Source organism: Pseudoalteromonas sp. S408 (assembly GCF_005886645.1).
In the GTDB taxonomy this organism is placed as follows: Bacteria; Pseudomonadota; Gammaproteobacteria; order Enterobacterales; family Alteromonadaceae; genus Pseudoalteromonas.
In genome coordinates this window covers 1-18,512 of the sequence record NZ_PNDY01000001.1, presented here as the reverse complement: position 1 = coordinate 18,512, position 18,512 = coordinate 1, and the positions used below count along the sequence as shown (strand labels likewise).

The window sequence follows — 18,512 nt, the reverse complement described above, 5'->3', positions numbered from 1 at the left end:
GCTCTGTACTATTTACTGATAATATTAAAAATCACTCGTTACGAGTAAAAATACTTGTTGGACTTAAAAGTCTATTTTTCTTTTAATGCGCCCAATCAGCCGAACCGGCATTCATTAAATAAAAGAGAAAGATAAATGAAAGAGACAACATCACTAGAACAAGCTCGCACGAGTTACAATGTTCGTCATTGGAGCCAAGGTTTTTTTGGTATTAATGATCAAGGTGATGTGTATGTTGCGCCAAAGGCTCACGCCCCAGAGCAAACTATTGCACTGACAGATATTGCAAAACAACTAGAAGAAAAAGGCTTGAGCTTACCGGCTTTAGTGCGCTTTCCACAAATTTTACATCATCGTGTGCACAGTTTATGTGCTGCATTTAATACTGCGATTGAAAACTATGGCTACCCAAAAGACTACTTATTAGTTTACCCAATTAAAGTAAACCAACAACGCGAAGTAGTTGAAGAAATAGTAGCAAGCCAAGCCGAGTTAGAAAAAAAACAATTAGGCCTAGAAGCAGGCAGCAAACCAGAGCTTTTAACTGTTTTGGCAATGGCAGAAAAAACCAGTGCAGTGATTGTATGCAATGGCTACAAAGACAAGGAATATGTGCGCTTAGCACTTATTGGCGAAAAGCTAGGCCACAAAGTATACATAGTGCTTGAAAAGCTCTCTGAGCTCGACATGGTGCTTAGCCAAGCAAAAGCGCTAAATGTTAAACCACGTATTGGTATTCGTGTACGTTTAGCATCGCAAGGTAAAGGTAAGTGGCAAGCAAGTGGCGGCGAAAAATCTAAATTTGGTTTATCTGCGTCGCAAGTACTGCATGTGGTGAACCGTTTAAAAGAGGCCGACCAGCTTGATTTAATGCAACTTGTGCATTTTCACTTAGGCTCGCAAATGGCAAACATCCGCGATGTGCGTTTAGGTGTAAGCGAGGCCGCGCGCTTTTATTGTGAGTTACGCAAATTAGGCGCAAGTATTGAGTGCTTAGATGTAGGGGGCGGTTTAGCGATTGATTACGATGGTACACGCAGCCAATCTCATAACTCAATGAACTATAGCTTAGCAGAGTATGCAAATAATATTGTGTACACCATAGGCGATACGTGTAAGCAGTACGCGCAGCCCATGCCGACTATTATTTCTGAGTCGGGGCGTGCACTAACGGCGCACCATGCGGTACTTATATCAAACGTGATAGGCACAGAAAGCTACGTACCAGAGGAGCTAAAAGCGCCTGCAGCAGATGCACCACTTTTATTAAATAATATGTGGGCGTCATTTGTTCAGCTAACCGATTTAACTGACGACCGTGCACTGATTGAAATTTATCACGATAGCCAAGGCGACTTAGCAGAGGCGCATAACCAGTTTGCACTTGGGCTTTTAGATTTAACGCAGCGTGCGTGGGCAGAGCAAGTTAACTTACGTATTTGTTATGAGCTTAACAAACACATGGATAACAAAAACCGTTTTCATCGCCCGATTATTGACGAGTTAAATGCGCGTTTAGCTGATAAGTTTTTTGTAAACTTTTCGCTTTTTCAATCATTGCCTGATGCGTGGGGGATTGATCAAGTGTTTCCGGTATTGCCATTAAGTGGCTTAACCGAAGCACCAAAAAAACGTGCTGTATTACTTGATATAACCTGTGACTCAGACGGCGCACTTGAGCACTATGTTGATGGCCAAGGCATTGAAAGCACATTACCGGTGCCTGAGTACAGTGCTGATAAACCTTATCTAATGGGCTTTTTCTTAGTGGGTGCATACCAAGAAATTTTAGGTGATATGCATAATTTATTTGGCGATACACATAGCGCCATTATCAATATGGATGAGCAAGGCGTTGCCAGTATCAGCGAAATAAATCAGGGTGATACGGTAGCTGACATGATGCGTTATGTACATTTAGATGTTGAGAGCTTTCAACAGTCGTACGCGCAGTTAGTGTCTGCAAAAATAGATAAAAATGAACAGCAAAGCGTTTTAGACGAGTTGCAAAGCGGCCTTAATGGCTACACTTATTTAGAAGAGTTATAAGCAATGTCTAGCTTGTTTGGTCATGTTGACCACTCGTTGTATTCAAACGGGATGACGTTTTTACGTCGTCCTATGGTGCAAAATATTAATGCCATTGATGCAGATGTCGTTGTATTAGGCTTACCGTTTGACTTAGCAACATCGGGCCGTCCCGGTGCTCGCTTAGGACCCGATGCTATTCGTAGAGCGTCAGTACATTTAGCCTGGGAAGACACTAAATACCCGTGGACATTTCCTTTGTTTGAGCGTTTAACGGTTGCAGATGCAGGGGACTTTACTTATCCAGTAGGCGATCCAGAGTATTTTACTGCACAGCTAGAAATGGCCGCAGAGCAAATACTTCACCAAGGTGCAACGCTGTTAGGTCTTGGGGGCGATCACTTTGTAACGCTTCCGCTTCTGCGGGCACATGCAAAGATTCACGGCAAAATGGCTTTGGTTCATTTTGATGCGCACACCGATACATACAGCAACGGCTCGCGTTTTGATCACGGCACTATGTTTTATCATGCACCTATGGAAGGGCTAATTGATGTAGAGCACAGTATACAAATTGGTATTCGCACTGACTTTGACCAATCAAAGCATGAGTTTGCAGTGATTGATGCAATGCAAGCTAACGATTTGCATGCCAATGACATTGCAGCGCAAATACGTGAGCGAGTAGGTGACTTACCCGTTTACCTAACGTTTGATATAGACTGCCTCGACCCGGCATTTGCACCAGGCACCGGAACACCTGTATGCGGTGGTTTAACATCTGATAAAGTACTTAAAGTACTGCGCGCGCTAAAAGGGATAAATATGGTGGGTATGGATGTGGTAGAGGTATCACCTTCGTACGATCAAAGTGAGCTTACCGCAATTGCGGCAGCAACCATTGCGAGCGAATTACTGCATTTGTGGACCCACAAAAACAAGTACTCACTCTAAACATGCCCCAATAATAAAAGAGGATAAAATCCTCTTTTATTATTTAGAGGTACCGATTACTTAACTGTTTAATTTCTTTTAGCCACATAAAGCTTAAGGCAATAAGTGGCACGTTGGTAGTAACTGGATTAAATGCTTCTATGAGTAAACTAGGCTGCATGACAGCAACGGCTCCTAGCAGGCCGCATAGTGCCAAAATATTTAACCAAACCAGCTGTTTATTTTTATAAAATATTATTAATAACAGCCCAAAAATAACCTCGGCAATACCCGCGCTACGTGTAATTAAATCAGACACCTGTTCAGAATAACCTGCACTGCCAGTCATTAATTTTTCAAGAGGGGCGATATGATAAATCTTTGGGAAAAAGCCATGATACATCCAACTCAGCCCCACGATATAGCGTGCCATTTGTATATAACCGCGGTTATTTCCTCGCATTGTTTATTCGCTCCTGTGAGCTGGGATGGCTCGATAAATATTCGAGTAAGTTATTCACCTTTTTAAGGTGTTCGTTCTCAGTGGTATGCGCACCCTGTAATGCTTCAATTGCATCTGCAAAATCGTTGCTTGAATAGCCTAAGTCTTCCAATTGAGTCAATGCATAGCTGTCGGCTTCTCGTTCCATATCTCGTGAAAACCCTTGTTGAGCAAACGATGCCCCCGTACCTAAAGCGACTTCTGCAATCCCTTCTAAATCACCAAATATAACGGCAAGTACAATTGTGCTGGCAGCCGATTGTGCTGTTATGCGGACACTATGCTGGTGGACGACATGACCTATTTCGTGAAGTAACACAGCCTTTAGCGCATTGGGTTTATCGGCTAGTAAATTAGCTAATTCATCAGTGACCACAATACGGCCATGAGGGAGTGCAAACGCATTAGCCCCAAAGCTTTGGGATTTATAAAACGAAAGTCTATACACCGACTTTTCAAGTGCAAGCGCATCAAGCATGGTATTAAAATTCTGCTGCACTGTGGCTTGTTGCTCGGCAGATAACTCGGTTGGGTCGAGGGCTAATTTTTTAATTACAGTAAAACTCTGCTCACCCATTTGTTCAACAACGCTATGCGGTAGGGTATCAACACTGTACACAGCAATTGCGGGCACAACTTTGTATAGCATTAACCACATAAAAAGTGGTGTAACTACAATTGCCGCTATAATAGCCCATTTACTTTTTTCAAGGCGCTCTAGTAGGTCGTGCTTATCGGTTTTAAAAGGCCAGCGATAATTTACATCACTTGGAATGAAGCGACTGCCATCATTAAAACGCAGTTCATCAGCAAGCCCGGCTAGGCCAGAGGTGAGTGTTATATCGCTTATTGCATAGCTTGAAATAAGCTGATCATCGTGGCTAATTTCAACCAAGGTGTCGCGAATATTAGCGACACCCTGTTGATAATTACTTGATGCTTTGGGGAAGTAATGTCCCTGTACGTGCATAGTAAGCTCTTAGGTTAGCGATAAATCAATATCAAATACATTAGCCGCTTCTTCGGCAAAGGATGACTGCTGCTCTTGCGTTGTATCGATTAAGTTTAATGCGCCAGGGTATATATCAACAGTTGTGGCCTCGGCAAGCATTTTTGATGTACGAATTTGTGTCCAGGGGTAAGCAAGCCCCAATGAAAACACAATAGCTAGCATGTTCGTCAAAAGTAAAATGGCATAAGGAATAGGTTTAAGTTCAGATTTAAACGATGCAACATCTTCAAATTGGCTGTTATTAAAAATATGATTTCGAATGGCCGCTTTCCACACTGCGGTTACTATGGCAATCATCACAACATAGGCAATCATTAATCCACCAAACATAATTCCCATTTTGGCTGGGTCTTGAGCCGCTTGTTGATTTTCAACATTGAGTAAATCAAGTCCAAAGAGTCCTAAAATAGCCATAAATATCACCATAGTGATAGAGCTCACTACAAAACAAATAAGCGCTGTTAAGTAGTAAGTTTCACCTTTGAGCTTTACGGCTAATGGTTTATTGCCGTAACTAATATTACTGTGAATGTAAGTATCTATGCGCTTTAAAACATACGGCATTAATAAATAAAGTGTAAAAACACTGGCTATAGGTAACAGTATAAAGTTAACAAAGGCTTCGCCGTAATTGCCTTTAAATGCAAAACGCACATTACGATGACGGGTCATACGCATATTAAAGCGCAGGCCTTGGTTAATGATCCACGGCATTAAAAAAATAAAAGCAATCGCAAATAAAAAGCCCACGAGTGGAAAAAAGCTGACAGCAAAGGTGTAAACTAAAAACACAATAACCGCTAAAATACGACCTTTTAAAATTTGCATTGGAGTGGCTAAGTAGTCAAAACTGTGGCCGTCAATACGAGTATGTCCATAAAAATAGCGCATTGTACGCACTTTTGCCCAGGCAGAATAAATGCCCAATGTTAGTACGCTAAGTAATATGTTTACTATCCAAATACCAAAAAATTCACCGCCCTTACCACTAAATTGCACTTTGGAGCTAGATAGTGGGGTAAGTGGTTGACCGTTAAGTTCGTTTGATTGTGAAGGGGTTGGGTGTATTGATTCCATTAAAAGCTATTCCATGTTGTTTTTTTGTTAATTTACCGATTTTAAGTGCAAAACTCAATATTTATCACAGCAATAGCGCTTTTAATACATACAAAGTATGACGTTTGTTTGACCAATTGAGCTGTTTTTTATCACTATAAGGTGTGTTCAATCTAGGTGATACATTTTTTATAATGAACTCTGTTATACTGAGCGGATAATTTTATGGGGCTGCTATGATTTCAAAAAACCAACTCAAACTTATTCGCCAACTTGGCCAAAAAAAGTACCGAAAGCAATATAATCAATACCTTGTACAAGGCGAAAAAAACGTACTTGAGTTGTTAAATAGTTCTTTAAACACAGTTGTTATATTTGCTACGCAGGCGTTTATAAATGCTCATCAAAGCCGTTTTCCAAACACTCACATCATTGAAGCAGACGAAGAGGCGTTGACTAAAGCGAGCACCCTTGTAAGTAATAATGCGGCTATTGCAATTGTTGATATGCCCAAAGCCGACTTACCCAATATGAATGGATTAATATTGGCTCTTGATGGCGTGTCTGATCCAGGCAATTTAGGCACTATTATCAGAGTTGCTGATTGGTATGGGATTAAACATATTGTTACTAGCACAGACAGCGCAGATGCCTATAACCCAAAAACAATTAGTGCCACTATGGGGTCGTTTGTAAGAGTATCTGTAAGCCAAGTTGAATTACCTGAATATTTACAGACTTTAAATTTGCCAATATATGGCGCATTTTTAGATGGTGAAAGTGTGCATAAAACACAATTCAGTGGTGAGGGTGTTTTGCTAATGGGCAGTGAATCGCATGGGATACGCGAAGCCTGTGCAGGTTTAGTGACCGATAAAATAACAATTCCTGCATTTGGCGAGGCCGAGTCGCTCAATGTTGCCATGGCAACAGGGATTATTTTAGATAATTTTAAGCGCCAAGCTTAACAAACGCATGTTTTTTAAGTTAAATTGCCCATGAATAACAACAATAATAAATTGGTAAAACAATAAGATGCGCTTAAGCACTATTAAATTAGCGGGCTTTAAATCGTTTGTAGAGCCCACTAAAATACCGTTTCCAGATCAAATGACGTGCGTTGTTGGGCCAAACGGCTGTGGCAAATCTAACGTTATTGATGCAGTGCGATGGGTGCTAGGCGAAAGCTCAGCTAAAAACTTGCGTGGCGATGCCATGACTGATGTTATTTTTAATGGGTCAACTAACCGTAAAGCCATTTCGCAAGCTTCAGTAGAGCTAATTTTTGATAATTCATTAGGCGAGCAAGAATTAAAAAACACCTTTGCCGATAGAAACCAAATAGCGATTAAGCGTTTAGTAACACGTGATGGTCAATCGTTGTACTTTTTAAATGGCAGTAAATGCCGCAAGCGTGACATAACTGATATATTTTTGGGCACTGGGCTTGGTCCTCGCAGTTATGCGATTATTGAGCAAGGGATGATATCGCGCTTAATTGAAAGTAAACCTCAAGAGCTGCGCGTATTTTTAGAAGAAGCCGCAGGCGTATCTAAATACAAAGAGCGCCGCCGCGAAACGCAAACGCGGATCAAAAGTACCCGCGAAAATTTAGAACGTTTATTAGATGTTCGTAAAGAGCTGCAAAGTCAACTCGATAAATTGGCAGTTCAATCACTTGACGCTAAAAAATACCGTGAACTTAAAGCAACAGAGCGCACATTAAAAAGTCAAATAGCTGTTTTAAAATGGCAAAAACTTCATCAGCAACAAATAGACAAAAGCGAGCAAATAAAAAAGCTTGATGAGCAAATTAGCTTTTTTAAAACGGCCCACTCAGGGCACGATGATGTGCTTGCAACACTTGAAGGCGAAGTACAAGCTCAGCAAGATAAATTAAGTGATGCGCAGCACCAGCAACATATTACTCATACCGAGTTAACTCGAGCCGAACAGCAAAAAATCAGTATTAAACAACAAATACAATCACTTAAACAAAGCTTAATAAAATTACAGCAACGTCAAACAGACAGCCTTGATCAAAAAGCGCAACAGCAGCATATATGCGAAGAACTTGATGAAGCACTGCAAGCGGCAATAGAAAGCAGTGTAATGTGCGAAGAGCAAGTGGATGAACTGTCATTTGAACTTGAGGGACTACAGACCGCTAAGCAGCAGAGTTATTCGCATTGGCAAACACTCAACGAACAACAGCAGCAATTTAATACTCAGGTGCAGTCGCAAAGTAGTGAAATAAAGCACACGCAACAGCAAATAAACCATGTCAATGAGCAACTCAGCCAGTTAAATTCGCAGCTTGATGAACTAAAAAATAATAATATAGAACAGCAGCTGGTCGAGCAACAACGCCAGCGCCAAACACTTACTGAGGAGCTTGCAAAAAATCAAAGTGCGCTTTCCCAATGTGAAGTTACACTGACCCAACAAAATAAGCAGGTTAATAAAACTCAAGACAATCATAAAGCACTGGCACAGAAAGAAAATGAACTAAACGCCCGTATTGCGGGGCTTAAAAGTGCATTGGGGTTAGATGAAGAGGTCACTGATTTAGCAGGACTCTTAAGTCAACTAATAGTGCAAGATGGTTTTGAGCCATTAATAGAGCAAGCACTTAAGTCGCTTACACATTTAAGTGTAACAGAGCAGCCATCACCTAATAGCGTATGGCCAAGCGGTCAGTCTTTACTTAAGCCAAGCCTGGCTGATTATATTACCGCTGGCGTATACCCAGATTTACTCACACGAATTGTTTACAGTGAACACGCCGATTTAACGGTGTTAAACGATGACTATTACATTGCGGTGATGGATAAAAATGGCGCGTTGCATGGCCGTAATTGGCACGTAAACGCGGATAGCAACACAAACAACTCATTGCTAATTAAACATAAGCAACTTCACGAGTACACCCATGAGATCACACAGACTAAAAGTGAACTTGAAAAGGTAACAAGCGAACTTGAACAATACATTGCACTACAAGCAGAGCTTAATACCGAGCAAAAAGCGCTTAAAGAGGTTATTCATCAGCTTGCCCAACAGATTGCTATTTCAAGTACCCGAAGCGATATGCTCACAGAGCAGGTCACTCAATATCAACACCAGCTATTAAAAATAAAAACTCAAGAGCAAACGATAAGTGCGTCACTTTTGCACCTTAATAAGCAGCTTGAAGAACAAACAGAGCAATATGAACTATTTGCTGAGCAGCAATTTAATTTAATAGATGAAACTGAGGCTGCTAATGATGAGCGCATGCAAAGCGATAAAAACTATAGCCAAGCACTCAGTGCGCTAGAGCAATACAAAACGCAGGCTCATCAGGCAAGTTTAAGACAGCAAAAAGCACACAGTGAGTGGCAATTAAGCCAAACAAAACTAAGCCATGCAGAGCAAGCCTATAATGAGGCAAAACAAGGAGCTGAAGAATTAGTTTTGGAAATTGAGACGCTACTTATTCCAGAAGAAACACTCAGTGAATCAATTTTAACGTTATTAGAAACGCATCAACATGGCGAGCAATTACTAGCGCAATTACAAAACGATTTATCACAAGCCAAAGACGCCTTGAATACAAAGCAAGCTAGTCTTAAAAATTCTCAGGGTGAGCTGCAAGGACTTCAAGAACAACATCAAAGATTAACACTTGAAGAGCAGAGCTTATTAATAAAGGCGCAAGCTTCACTTGAGCCATTAGATGAGCTTAAACAAAGCCTAAAAGCAGTACTTGAAACATTACCTGACGACTTAACTTTCAATGCAGCGCAAAACCAATTAACAGGTATTACAAATCAGCTAGACAGGCTTGGTGCGGTTAACTTAGCAGCTATAGAAGAGTTTGACGTTGCAAAACAGCGAAGTGATTATTTAGATAACCAGTTAGAGGATTTAACTAAAGCGTTAAATACCCTTGAAGGTGCTATTCGAAAAATTGACACCGAGACAAAAACACGCTTTAAAGCCACGTTTGATCAAGTAAACGAAGATTTTGCGCTGCTGTTTCCTAAAGTTTTTGGCGGCGGTAGTGCGTATTTGGAATTAACCAGTGACGATTTACTTGAAAGTGGTGTTAGTATAATGGCACGGCCGCCAGGTAAGAAAAATTCAACCATTCACTTGTTAAGTGGTGGAGAAAAAGCGCTGACGGCATTATCATTAGTGTTTTCTATATTCAGGCTAAATCCAGCGCCATTTTGTATGCTGGATGAAGTTGACGCGCCATTAGATGACGCAAACGTTGTACGCTTTTGCCGTTTGGTAGAAGAAATGTCACAATCAGTGCAATTTATTTATATAAGCCATAACAAAATTGCAATGGAGATGGCGGGTCGTTTAACCGGTGTTACCATGGCAGAGCCGGGGGTATCACGAATGGTTGCTGTAGATATTGAACAAGCGGTGCAACTTGCACACGCATAAATTTTTATAACACGTGTATTAGTTTTTTATTACTATACAGAGTTTAGGCATAACAAATAATAAAAGGTGAGGGGATGGCCGAACAATTAAGATGGGTTTTAATCATTATCAGTGTGATTGTCATTGGTGGCTTATTAGTCCATGGTTTATGGTCTGTAAGAAAAAAAGACAGCCCAGATACGTCTGTTAAAGAACGGGTTGAACCACTCCAAGAAAGCCCCGCAGCTTCATCTCATTCGTATAGTCAAAAAACTGAGCAAAAAGAACCGGTTATTAGTGAGCGTGACGAGCCACAGTTAGGGGAACTTAACTTTGATGCTAATGAGCCTCAAATAGAGTCTAGCGTGCCAGAGGTGCCTATTGAGGACGATCTAAGTGTTGTTGATGATTTAGAGTCGGTTGAGCAAACTGATCAACAACCACAAGAGCCAGTACCGGATTTTGTTATTGTACATATACAAATGCCTGAAGGGTTAACTATGCAAGGCAGCAAGTTATTACCCGCTGTAAATACGCTCGGTTTTAAATACTCAGAGGAAGGCTTTTTTAACCGTCATTTAGACCCTGCTGGCCAAGGGCCTGTGCTGTTTAGATTGGTTAATATGTACAACCCAGGGACGTTCGATATAGATAATATGGAACAGTTTAGCACCGCTGGGGTCAGCTTATTCATGACCTTACCGTGTGACGGCGACGGGTTAGCAGCGTTTAATATGTTGCACAGTGCGGCTAAAAAAATAGCCGACGAATTCGGCGCGCATATATTAGACGCAGAGCGCGAAGAAATGAGTGTTGAGCGTGTAAGACAGTATGTTGAGCAGGTTCGTGCTTTTTCAGCGTAACAATTTGTAATATATAATTTTTATAAGCCACTGGGCGATATCGTCAAAGTGGCTTTTTTATGTTTTTTGAGGTTTAAATGTCTAGCAGCATTAGTGAGCAAATTAATCATCTTCGTACCCTATTAGAGCAGCACAATTATAATTATTATGTGCTTGATACCCCAAGCATTCCAGATGCTGAATACGATAGGCTATTACGCGAACTCAGTGCGCTTGAAACACAAAACCCTGAATTTTTATCTGCCGATTCACCGACTCAAAAAGTAGGTGGCGCAGCGCTTAGCAAGTTTGAGCAAGTCGCCCACCAAGTGCCCATGCTATCGCTCGATAATGCGTTTAGCGAAGACGAATTTACAGGCTTTAATCGCCGAATCAAAGAGCGCTTAATGAGCACCGATGAGCTTACTTTTTGCTGTGAGCCCAAGTTAGATGGCTTGGCTGTGTCGATCATTTATCGTGATGGGGTGTTGGTACAAGCTGCAACGCGGGGTGATGGCTTTACTGGTGAGAATATCACTCAAAATGTAAAAACAATTCGTAACGTGCCTCTTAAATTACGTGGAGACTTCCCGAAAGAGCTTGAAGTGCGTGGCGAGGTATTCATGGATAGCGCAGGGTTTGAAAAGCTCAATAGTGAAGCGCAAAAGCGTGGCGAAAAAGTATTTGTAAACCCACGTAATGCAGCCGCAGGTAGCTTGCGTCAACTAGACTCTAAAATCACCGCCAAACGCCCACTGATGTTTTATGCATACAGCACTGGTTTGGTTGCCGATGGCTCAATTCCTGATGATCATTTTCAGCAATTAGAAAAGCTAACTGATTGGGGTTTACCCCTTTGCCCAGAAACAAAGCTGGTGGAAGGGCCACAAGCTGCTTTAGATTACTATGGTGATATTTTAACGCGTCGTAGTGAGCTTAAATATGAAATTGATGGCGTGGTAATAAAAGTTAATAATAAAGCCTTACAAGAGCGTTTGGGCTTTGTGGCGCGTGCGCCTCGTTGGGCTATTGCTTATAAGTTTCCGGCGCAAGAAGAAGTTACTCAACTACTTGATGTAGAGTTTCAAGTTGGGCGCACGGGTGCAATTACGCCTGTTGCTCGTTTAGAGCCTGTATTTGTAGGCGGTGTAACGGTGTCTAATGCAACGCTTCACAACGGTGATGAAATTGCTCGCTTAGGTGTTAAAGTTGGTGATACGGTGATTATTCGCCGTGCTGGCGATGTAATTCCGCAAATAACGCAGGTAGTGCTCGATCGCAGACCCGCAGATGCAAGAGATATTGTGTTTCCATCAGCTTGCCCAATTTGTGATTCCCATGTAGAAAAAGTCGAAGGTGAAGCTGTAGCTCGTTGTACTGGCGGTTTAGTGTGCCCGGCACAGCGTAAGCAAGCTATAAAGCATTTTGCATCTCGCAAAGCATTAGATATTGATGGCCTTGGCGATAAAATTGTTGATCAATTAGTGGACCGTGAGCTTATAAAAACACCCGCTGATTTATTTATACTAAAACAAGGCCATTTTGAATCACTCGAACGCATGGGGCCAAAATCGGCTAAAAATTTAGTCACTGCTTTAAACGAAGCAAAAGCCACCACGCTTGCTAAATTTTTATATTCATTGGGTATACGAGAGGCAGGTGAGGCAACGGCACAAAATTTAGCAAATCACTTTTTAACGCTTGAGAATATTATTAGTGCCAGTGTCGATAGCCTGACACAAGTAAGCGATGTAGGTGATATTGTGGCATCGCATGTGCGAGGTTTTTTTGACGAAGAGCACAATTTAGCGGTCGTCAATGCGCTTATTGAGCAAGGCATACATTGGCCTGCGCTGAGTGCACCATCGAAGGATGACCAACCGCTAGCAGGGCTTACTTATGTACTTACAGGTACGCTTAACACACTTAATCGCAATGATGCAAAAGCGCGCTTACAACAGCTAGGTGCGAAGGTGTCAGGCAGTGTATCTGCTAAAACCGATGCCTTAGTAGCGGGTGAAAAAGCGGGCTCTAAACTCACAAAAGCTCAAGATTTAGGAATAGATGTCCTGACAGAGGATGATTTAATCGAGCTGCTTAAAAAGCATAACGGCTAGGGAAGTAGTAATGAGCCGATACGGACCCCAATACTGGGATAAATACGGGAGTTATCGTACGCCTGTTGCGTTTCACTTAAGTGTAGTGGTGTTGCTGCGTGCTTATTTTATTTGGGTTATTGCTGCACTAAGCCGCCGACCAGAGCTTGACTTAATGTCGTTATTTTTTAGATCTAAAAGCGACTTTTTTATTGCCATTGCTATTGGCAGTATTGCGATAATTCCTACATTGTTTTTTTGTTTGCGCCGTCCACGTGATTCACATAAAGCCACTGACCGGTTGGCAAGTATTTGGCGGCATATGCGCTGGCCATTAATTGTTTGTGCGCTGATAGATTTAACATGGTTAATAGTACAAGCGGCAAATAGCCATTATCGGTTTTCGCTTTTTTTAGCAGTGCAAATGGTTATTGTGTTTTGGGTGCTTTGGTATTTAGTTAAAAGTCGGTATTTAACTGTGTTTTTTAAAGATTGGCCTGAGCCAACAGAAAAAGCATCAGATGAAAAAAAACAGCTTAAAAAGGATTCATAGTGGACGCAGTAAACAAAAAAATAGCATTAATAATTGCAATTATTGGTTTTGTGCTTGTTGGTTTAATGCTTGCCTATGAGTTATCAGACGTTATGTGGTTTAAAGTGCTGATAGGTGTATGGGTGTTTGTGTTTTGTTCTAGCATGTATAGGCTTACTCCATTATTTAAAGCGCGAAACCGCTTAGAGCATTTTGTTCAACGCGATGCGCAGCACTTATTAGTGTTTAGCTTAATGGGCTTTTTTGATAAAAAACATGGTCCTAATTGGCTGGTTATACAAAGTATTGAGCGCGTAGTAAGCAAAGATGATGAGCTTATTATTTGTAGCAATAATGATCGGCAACTAAGCGTTAGCTTACCAGTTAAAAAAGCGGAGTTAGAGGCGTTCATGCAGCGGATTTTTACTACTGCGGAAAAGCAAACGATTACCTTTGAGCAAGCTTGATCGAGGCATCATTTCACCACGTAATAAAGGTGTAGTTATATAACTTGATCTTTGATTTATAAACGTTAATTATCCAGAGCTCAGATTATTTACCCTATTCGTAATACAGGTTTTCATGAGGTTACTATGTTGAAATGGAACGATGTGATTAATTTTGCCAAAAATGGCAATCCGACACCCAGTAAAAAAGTCACTAAAACAGATGAACAATGGCGTAAACAATTATCAGAAAACGAATACTATGTAACGCGTATGAAAGGAACAGAGCGCCCTGATATGTCTGGTAGTTGTACATTGTTAGAGCCCGGTAAATATGTGTGTGTGTGTTGTGATAATTTATTGTTTGATGCTGACGAAAAGTTTGAAAGCGGAACTGGCTGGCCTTCATTTACTCAGCCGGCAAGTATAGAAGCAATTGGCTATGTACGTGATGTTAGCCATGGCATGGAGCGTGTTGAGGTTGTATGCAATGTGTGTGATGCGCATTTAGGGCATATATTTCCAGATGGCCCATTACCAACGGGCCTTAGATACTGCGTTAATGGCGCTGCAATGAAAAAGCTTTAGTCTTTGAGGTTTAGCTTCATCTCTTTTGCTTGATTCATAATTTTATCTAAACGCTGCGCTTGATCGGCAGGCAAATCGGATTTGTCTAATAAGGTGTAGCACTTTTTAGCAAGCCCGATATTCAATGAACTGCCACTTTGTTTGGTTGAATCAAATAAGCATTGTAATAAATTAAGTGCAATGCTTTGATTCCGTGGCATCACTCTGAACGCATGTGTGAATGCTTCTAGTGCTGTATTCAATTGGCCTTTGTTAAACTGGGTCACAGCATGGTTATTAAGTTCTTTTGGCCCCATTTTAATATCACGTCGTTCACTTTGCTGTTGCTGTATATAACGTAAATAGGTGGGTTCGCTCGTAGTCGGGTGTCTTTCACAATGATTAATTATTTGCGTGAATAACATTTGTGCTTTTTGATGAAACCCTAGCTCATGAAAGGCTTTTGCTTTATCAAGTGCGCCATCGACTGAACGGATTATTGAGTCGTCATCTTCTAATTGCTCAATGAGCTTCTTAGCTTTTTGATGTTCATCTTTTAAATAATGAAGCCGCGCATTAAGCACATCAATTTGCGATTGATTAGTGCTGTTAGGAAATTGGGTTTTTAAATCGTTTATATATTTATTTGTTTGCCTAGAAATGCGCTGCACCTGATCGGTTTGATCTGTCGTTAATGCAAAGTCAATTCCTGCTCGAGCCGCATTTAAGTAAATATCGGGATGATCGTAAATAGAGTGCTTAGCAAAGTTTGCTATATCTTTTTGTGTTAGGTAATTTTTTTCGTAGTCGTGATTAATTAACGAGACCGTGCTTAGCGATTTTTGACGCGATATATTTCGTGGCGCAATTGTGGCTGCTTGGCTCAAAAAGTCTTGGGCCAATTCAAATTGATTCAGTTTAATTTCTAACCGGCCAAGTAAGTCTAATGCAACAAGACGGGTTTCTTGACGTCCTAGCATGGTTTTTAACATGCGTTGCGCCAAAATATGCTCGTTATTGGCTATAAGCGCTTCTACTAGCCCCACTTTAGCCCAGGCGAATTTTTGAATATCGAGCACAGATTTAAAAAAGTCTTTGGCCTCTTGGGCGCGTTTTAACCGAAGAAGAGCATCACCTTTCAGACGAAGTAGAATAGGGCTGTAATTATTGTCTTTTCTTTCAAGTGCCGCATTAATATATTTTATGGCTTTTGAGTCGTTACCATCATCGATGAGCGTGTATACGGTTTGAAGATCGTGTTTACGCTTTAATATACGTTCAATTCGGGTCTTTAGTTCTTGCGCTGTAAAAGGCTTAACCAAAAAGTCATCGGGTTGAAGCTCAAGTACACTGTGTACTAATGAACCACTTGTTTCAGCTGAAATAAAGATAAAGCCAGTAGAGTTTTTTATGAGTTGTTTAACTCTTAGCTCTTCGTATAACTGGTAACCGTCTTGGTGTTTATTTAAGTTGAAGGAACACACAATTAAATCGAACGATTCATTTAAACATTGCTCTTTTGCTGAATTGGCATGATCAGCAAAGCTCAACTGCCGAAAGCCAAGTCTTTCTAACGATTGTTTCATATAGCTTTGAGCAAGTGGCTGCTCTTCGACTATTAGTATTTTGGCTTTTGAAAATATCTTAGTTGGCATTGGCTTAAGCGTTATCACTTTTAACACAGACTATAATCAACAGTTTAGCTGCTTACAAGGGAATTTAAATGTTAGCTGTATTTATTAGGTAATTAGGTTTAACTAATACGTTTATATGGTCATAAAGTGTCATTTTTATTCAGTGCTGTAATGACGGGTTATATTTGCAATTTTAATAGGGATTAAATATTAGGCTGTGGTGATTAAATTATTATGCCTAAAGGGCAGTGATGCTCTTTTTTCTGATGGCTGAGTTAATTATGCAGATAAGCGTTTATAAAAAGTAGAGAAATAATTTAGAGTAGATATTAAAGAGGTAGTTATATGTGGTGGGTGATACTGGACTTGAACCAGTGACCCTCGCCTTGTAAGGGCGATGCTCTCCCAACTGAGCTAATCACCCACATATAATAGGTATGACTTAATATAATTTGGTGGGTGATACTGGACTTGAACCAGTGACCCTCGCCTTGTAAGGGCGATGCTCTCCCAACTGAGCTAATCACCCAAATTATATATTTAATATGCACCACTCTAAGAGTGGTGGGTCGTACTGGACTTGAACCAGTGACCCTCGCCTTGTAAGGGCGATGCTCTCCCAACTGAGCTAACGACCCATATTAAATTTAAAACGTGACTATTAATATAATAATAGGTTTATATGTGGTGGGTGATACTGGACTTGAACCAGTGACCCTCGCCTTGTAAGGGCGATGCTCTCCCAACTGAGCTAATCACCCACATATAAATTTTTGTAATATGCACCATTCTAAGAATGGTGGGTCGTACTGGACTTGAACCAGTGACCCTCGCCTTGTAAGGGCGATGCTCTCCCAACTGAGCTAACGACCCATATTACATACTATTATCTGTATAGATAGTACTGGACTTTAACCAGTGAACTTCGCCGTCTTTTATAAAAAGCGGTGATGCTCTCTTTTCTTGTAACTGAGCTAACGACTCATATTACAATTTAAATGACTGTTTATATAACAGGCTTTATATGTGGTGGGTGATACTGGACTTGAACCAGTGACCCTCGCCTTGTAAGGGCGATGCTCTCCCAACTGAGCTAATCACCCACATATAATTTATAGCGCTACTATTATAATAAATAGTACTGGACTTTAACCAGTAAACATCGCTGTTACATGTCAGTAGCAGTGATATTCTCTTTTCTAACTGAGCTGATAGCTCATGTAGAATTTAGATGCGAACACTTATAAAAAGTGGTGGGTGATACTGGACTTGAACCAGTGACCCTCGCCTTGTAAGGGCGATGCTCTCCCAACTGAGCTAATCACCCGCATCTAAACAACATCACATTGCTGCGTTGTTGTGGGGCGCTATTATAGATAGAGTTGGAAATGTGTCAACACTTGAATGATAAAAATGTACTGAATGAAGGTTTTATAAACAACAGGATATAGCTTGCGTCTATTTAATAGGCAGAATATGTTGGGTAGTATAAAAATGTGGCGCATTTGTGGTATTTATAAATATCATTTGCATCTATCCAGTTCTTCTTAGGGGGAATGTACAAGCGATTGTTTTTTGTTGGCCATTTAATCGCTCCCTAATGAGGGGATATACTTTTTGTTACCGGCTTGAGAAGTTAACAAATAAAATACGGTTCAAAGAAAAATATTTTAAAGCGCAATCATAGAAATCATTTATTGTTTTACTACGTTTAGTTAATTGGTCTGTCGGAACGAAAGTGCGATGTTAGGTGAGTTTTCTTTAAATTATATTTGCAAAGTTTGAATTGCATATAAATGTATACCTTTTGAGGGGAGAGTAGTGAATTACAATTCACTGACTGGTAACGCCACATAAAATAAAAGTGTAGGGGAGTCGCATTAGGGTAATGATTTTAATCAAATTGTGTTTTTTAGCATGCTTGATAGCCAGTTTGTTGAAAATTAAACCATTTAAATAAAGCTGGATAAAAAACTGTTGACTTTATTTTGGGTGGTGCATAGAATGCGCCCCGCACTAAGCAATACACGACGTACTTATTACGGCGAGTGTTGATTAAGTTGGGGCTATAGCTCAGCTGGGAGAGCGCTTCGCTGGCAGTGAAGAGGTCTGCGGTTCGATCCCGCATAGCTCCACCAATTATTAGTGTTTGTCCTAGTGACACTTTTTAGTGTCCCCATCGTCTAGAGGCCTAGGACACCGCCCTTTCACGGCGGTAACAGGGGTTCGAATCCCCTTGGGGACGCCATCTAGTTTATACTAGAGGTGGTTATACCAAGTGAGTAGCGTAACACTTAAAGCTCGAGTCTTTACTTGTAAAATACGCATTACCTTAGAAACTCACGATATGAGTTAAACTTATCAAATGTCCTAGTGACACTTTTTAGTGTCCCCATCGTCTAGAGGCCTAGGACACCGCCCTTTCACGACATACGAAGAGCGACA

13 protein-coding genes and 9 tRNA genes are annotated in these 18,512 nt (G+C 40.8%); 11 read left to right on the top strand and 11 right to left on the bottom strand.

The features are described 5' to 3' along the window. Positions 1-135 precede the first annotated feature (135 nt). Both speA and speB read left to right on the top strand, forming a co-directional pair. Positions 136-2,049 carry a biosynthetic arginine decarboxylase gene (gene speA, locus CWB62_RS00110; protein ID WP_138530456.1) on the top strand — a complete coding sequence of 638 codons (1,914 nt, stop codon included), beginning with the start codon at positions 136-138 and terminating at the stop codon, positions 2,047-2,049. Positions 2,050-2,052: 3 nt separating this feature from the next. Beyond that, on the top strand, positions 2,053-2,982 hold the full coding sequence (speB, locus tag CWB62_RS00105; RefSeq protein WP_138530458.1) for an agmatinase: 930 nt from the start codon (positions 2,053-2,055) through the stop codon (positions 2,980-2,982). Between the two features lie 43 nt (positions 2,983-3,025). Here the strand turns inward: speB and CWB62_RS00100 are convergent, their stop codons facing one another. Genes CWB62_RS00100 through CWB62_RS00090 form a run of 3 tightly spaced genes read right to left on the bottom strand, consistent with a single transcriptional unit; the run spans position 3,026 to position 5,552 of the window. Further along, positions 3,026-3,424 carry a DoxX-like family protein gene (locus CWB62_RS00100; RefSeq protein ID WP_138530460.1) on the bottom strand — a complete coding sequence of 133 codons (399 nt, stop codon included), beginning with the start codon at positions 3,422-3,424 and terminating at the stop codon, positions 3,026-3,028. Next, the gene (locus tag CWB62_RS00095; protein WP_138530462.1) at positions 3,411-4,433 is read right to left on the bottom strand and encodes a M48 family metallopeptidase; all 1,023 of its coding nucleotides are present in this window, start codon (positions 4,431-4,433) and stop codon (positions 3,411-3,413) included. Before CWB62_RS00095 ends, CWB62_RS00100 begins: the two co-directional genes overlap by 14 nt. 9 nt (positions 4,434-4,442) lie before the next feature. Then, positions 4,443-5,552, bottom strand: a complete 1,110-nt coding sequence (locus CWB62_RS00090; RefSeq protein WP_138530465.1) for a YjgN family protein — start codon at positions 5,550-5,552, stop codon at positions 4,443-4,445. A gap of 215 nt (positions 5,553-5,767) precedes the next feature. Here CWB62_RS00090 and CWB62_RS00085 point away from each other — a divergent pair, with 215 nt between their 5' ends. From CWB62_RS00085 to msrB, 7 genes are all read left to right on the top strand, one after another. After that, positions 5,768-6,499, top strand: a complete 732-nt coding sequence (locus CWB62_RS00085) for an RNA methyltransferase (protein WP_138530467.1) — start codon at positions 5,768-5,770, stop codon at positions 6,497-6,499. 67 nt (positions 6,500-6,566) lie between these two features. Continuing rightward, positions 6,567-9,971, top strand: a complete 3,405-nt coding sequence (locus CWB62_RS00080) for an AAA family ATPase (protein WP_138530471.1) — start codon at positions 6,567-6,569, stop codon at positions 9,969-9,971. A gap of 74 nt (positions 9,972-10,045) precedes the next feature. Continuing rightward, on the top strand, positions 10,046-10,813 hold the full coding sequence (zipA, locus tag CWB62_RS00075) for a cell division protein ZipA (protein ID WP_058403346.1): 768 nt from the start codon (positions 10,046-10,048) through the stop codon (positions 10,811-10,813). Between the two features lie 77 nt (positions 10,814-10,890). Continuing rightward, the gene (gene ligA, locus CWB62_RS00070; RefSeq protein ID WP_058403345.1) at positions 10,891-12,909 is read left to right on the top strand and encodes an NAD-dependent DNA ligase LigA; all 2,019 of its coding nucleotides are present in this window, start codon (positions 10,891-10,893) and stop codon (positions 12,907-12,909) included. Between the two features lie 10 nt (positions 12,910-12,919). Beyond that, positions 12,920-13,441: a DUF2919 domain-containing protein gene (locus CWB62_RS00065; RefSeq protein ID WP_138530473.1), complete on the top strand. Its 522-nt coding sequence runs from the start codon at positions 12,920-12,922 to the stop codon at positions 13,439-13,441. After that, positions 13,441-13,887, top strand: coding sequence for a hypothetical protein (locus tag CWB62_RS00060; protein WP_058403343.1), 447 nt, complete (start codon positions 13,441-13,443; stop codon positions 13,885-13,887). Before CWB62_RS00065 ends, CWB62_RS00060 begins: the two co-directional genes overlap by 1 nt. 126 nt (positions 13,888-14,013) lie before the next feature. Then, positions 14,014-14,454, top strand: coding sequence for a peptide-methionine (R)-S-oxide reductase MsrB (msrB, locus tag CWB62_RS00055; RefSeq protein WP_058403342.1), 441 nt, complete (start codon positions 14,014-14,016; stop codon positions 14,452-14,454). Here the strand turns inward: msrB and CWB62_RS00050 are convergent. From CWB62_RS00050 to CWB62_RS00015, 8 genes are all read right to left on the bottom strand, one after another. Continuing rightward, positions 14,451-16,088 (bottom strand): response regulator, encoded by a 1,638-nt coding sequence (locus tag CWB62_RS00050; RefSeq protein ID WP_138530475.1) that lies wholly within the window; start codon positions 16,086-16,088, stop codon positions 14,451-14,453. The two genes, msrB and CWB62_RS00050, sit on opposite strands and share 4 nt — an antisense overlap. 327 nt (positions 16,089-16,415) lie before the next feature. Beyond that, positions 16,416-16,491: transfer RNA gene (locus CWB62_RS00045), tRNA-Val, on the bottom strand. A gap of 29 nt (positions 16,492-16,520) precedes the next feature. Next, positions 16,521-16,596: transfer RNA gene (locus tag CWB62_RS00040), tRNA-Val, on the bottom strand. 33 nt (positions 16,597-16,629) lie between these two features. Continuing rightward, positions 16,630-16,705 (bottom strand) — tRNA-Val (locus tag CWB62_RS00035). A gap of 47 nt (positions 16,706-16,752) precedes the next feature. Then, a tRNA-Val gene (locus CWB62_RS00030) sits at positions 16,753-16,828 on the bottom strand. A gap of 36 nt (positions 16,829-16,864) precedes the next feature. Then, positions 16,865-16,940 (bottom strand) — tRNA-Val (locus tag CWB62_RS00025). A gap of 154 nt (positions 16,941-17,094) precedes the next feature. Beyond that, positions 17,095-17,170, bottom strand: a tRNA-Val gene (locus CWB62_RS00020). 148 nt (positions 17,171-17,318) lie between these two features. Further along, positions 17,319-17,394 (bottom strand) — tRNA-Val (locus CWB62_RS00015). A gap of 735 nt (positions 17,395-18,129) precedes the next feature. Between CWB62_RS00015 and CWB62_RS00010 the strand changes: the two genes are divergently transcribed. Both CWB62_RS00010 and CWB62_RS00005 read left to right on the top strand, forming a co-directional pair. Next, positions 18,130-18,205: transfer RNA gene (locus CWB62_RS00010), tRNA-Ala, on the top strand. Between the two features lie 34 nt (positions 18,206-18,239). Next, a tRNA-Glu gene (locus CWB62_RS00005) sits at positions 18,240-18,315 on the top strand. Positions 18,316-18,512 lie beyond the last annotated feature (197 nt).